A 2,050-nucleotide genomic window follows, 5' to 3' on the forward strand; every position below is an offset into this window, starting at 1 on the left:
CCTCCCGGCCCCCCGGCAGGCGGCACCGGTGCCGCCACGGCCCCCGGGGCCCCTGCGCCGCACAGCCGCGCCACCAGGGCCTCCCCGGTGGGCGCCTCCCACAGCAGCGTCGTCGGCAGCTCCCGGCCCGTGGCGCGGGACAGTTCACCGGCCAGGGCAACGGCATCCCGCGAGGCCATGCCGAGGTCCGCCAGGGGCCGGTCCATCGGGACGTCCTGCGGGGTGGTGCCGTTCCAGGCGGCCACCCGCTCGGCGATCAGCCGGCGCAGCGCGGCCTCGTCGACGGGCCTCATCCCGCGGCACCCGGCTGCGGCTGCCCACCGAAGGCGCCCTCCAGATACCGGGTGCGGGTCAACGCCCTTGACACCTTGCCGCTGGAGGTACGCGGCACCGTGCCCGGCGGCACCAGGACGACATCGGCCAGCCGCAGACCGTGCCGGGCGGAGACGGCACCGCGCACGGCACGCACCACGGCCGCCACGTCCAGCTCGGCGAGGCGCGCGGTGCGCGCGTGCTCCGCAACGACGACCGCACACTCGCCACCGGCGCCACCCGGCGCGGCGAAGGCGGCGAGCCGGTCCCGGCGGACCGCGCCGTGCGCCTCCTGAGCCGTCGCCTCGACGTCCTGCGGGTAGTGGTTGCGCCCGTCCACGATGATCAGGTCCTTCAGACGACCGGTGACGACCAGCTGCCCCTCCAGCACCGTCCCCAGATCACCCGTGCGCAGCCAGCGGCCCGGACCGGCCGCGGCGTCCGCGAACTCCGCGCCGAAGACGTCCTCCGAGTCCCGGTTCCAGTACCCGCGGCCGACGTTCGGCCCCTGCACCCAGATCTCCCCGACCTCGCCCTCCGACAGCAGGGCCCGTGACACCGGGTCGGTGACCCGGACCCGCTGCCCCGCCGGGGTGCCGCACCCCGCCAGCAGCACCGCCCGGGGATCGTCGGGCCGGGCGGGCAGGGCCTTGCCGGCGGCCAGGGCGTCACGGTCGAGCGCGAACCGGCTGAGCGGCTCGCCCGGCCGTGCCGCGCACACGAACACCGTGGCCTCGGCCAGCCCGTACGAGGGGCAGTGCGTCCCGGGCGCCAGGCCCTGGTCCGCGAACGCCGCGTGGAAACGGTCGGCCGTGCCCGGTCGGACCGGCTCACTGCCGTTGATCAGCGCGGTCACCCGGTCCAGCCGCAGCCCTTCCTTCTGGCCGGCGCTGACCGTCGCGACGCAGTAGTCGTAGGCGAAGTTGGGCGCGGCGCTCACGGCGTCGGGATGTGCGGCGAGCAGCCGCAGCCAGCGCACCGGCTCGTGCAGGAACGCCGCCGGGTCCATCAGCACCGACAGCGCCCCGCGTGCCACCGGGGCCGCGACACTGAGCACCAGCCCCATGTCGTGGTACAGCGGCAGCCAGCCCACACTGGTCATCGGGCGGGTGTCGAGGCCGTAGGCGGCCAGTGCCTGGCGGGCGTTGGCGACGACGTTGCCGTGGCTGATCTCCACCCCGGCCGGGGCACGGGTCGAACCGGACGTGTACTGCAGGTAGGCGGTCGCCTCGGCGTCCGGGTCGACCGGCTGCCGGTCCCGGCCCTCGTCGTCGGGCACCTCGTCCGCGACGACGACCCGCGGCCCGCCGGCGCCGAGGAAGTCCCGCACCTCGTCCCGCGCCCGGCTCGTGGTCACCACCACCGAGGGGCCCGCGTCGGCCAGGACGCCCGCGAGCCGGTCGGCGTGCCCCGGCAGACCCGGCGTGTACAGGGGCACGGCGACCAGCCCGGCGGCCAGGGCCGCGAGGAAGGCGGTCACGTACTCCGTGCCCTGCGGGCACAGCAGCGCGACCCGGTCGCCGGGGTCCGTCTCGTCCGCGAGGCGTGCGGCGAGTGCCCGCACCCGCACGTCCAGGCGGCGCCAGGTCATGGTGCGGTGGACGCCGCGCGAGTGCTGTGCCGGGTGTTCGACGAAGGTGAACGCCCGGCGGTCGGGGGTGGTCTCGGCCCAGTGCCGTACGTACTCCGGCAGTGTGGGGCCTGTCTCTTACACACATCTGACGATGCCGACGAACCC

The 2,050-nt window shown here is 76.0% G+C and carries 2 protein-coding genes; both read right to left on the bottom strand.

From position 1 onward, the window contains the following. On the bottom strand, positions 1-293 hold a 293-nt coding region (locus tag C1J00_RS42470), incomplete at its 3' end, for an acyl carrier protein (protein ID WP_146046398.1). Further along, positions 290-2,005 carry a fatty acyl-AMP ligase gene (locus C1J00_RS42475; protein WP_102914124.1) on the bottom strand — a complete coding sequence of 572 codons (1,716 nt, stop codon included), beginning with the start codon at positions 2,003-2,005 and terminating at the stop codon, positions 290-292. The genes C1J00_RS42470 and C1J00_RS42475, both read right to left, overlap by 4 nt. Positions 2,006-2,050: the final 45 nt, after the last annotated feature.

Origin of the sequence: Streptomyces cahuitamycinicus (assembly GCF_002891435.1) — a bacterium.
In the GTDB taxonomy this organism is placed as follows: Bacteria; Actinomycetota; Actinomycetes; order Streptomycetales; family Streptomycetaceae; genus Streptomyces; species Streptomyces cahuitamycinicus.